Here is a 278-nt window from a genome sequence, read left to right as displayed (position 1 = left end):
ACCTTGGCTCCAGCGTACATCTTTAGAAAGCGTACCAGGTGCTACATCAAGTGAGCCGCCAATATCGCGCTCTGCACGGTTAGTGCTTTGTGCATCACGGTGCTCAAGTGATAGGTTAATAAATCCACCTTCGCTGCCTAAATCAAAACCGCGGTTTAAGCCAACCGATACTGTTTCGCCATCGCCTTCGCCGGTTTCGCTATATTGTACATAACCTGTAGTAACGCCAGTTGAATTGTTAAGCGATAAGTTAATAACCCCTGCAATAGCATCAGAGC

The 278-nt window shown here is 47.1% G+C and carries 1 protein-coding gene; it reads right to left on the bottom strand.

Annotation, left to right across the window (positions count from 1 at the left end; all coding sequences use genetic code 11):
* Window positions 1-278: hypothetical protein (locus AAEY78_RS12815; RefSeq protein WP_352339706.1), on the bottom strand; the 278-nt coding region annotated here is incomplete at both ends.

Source organism: Psychrobacter sp. 16-MNA-CIBAN-0192, assembly GCF_040309565.1.
GTDB lineage: Bacteria > Pseudomonadota > Gammaproteobacteria > Pseudomonadales > Moraxellaceae > Psychrobacter.
The sequence above is the reverse complement of the archived record's forward strand: the minus strand, read 5'-3'. Positions and strand labels throughout refer to the sequence as shown.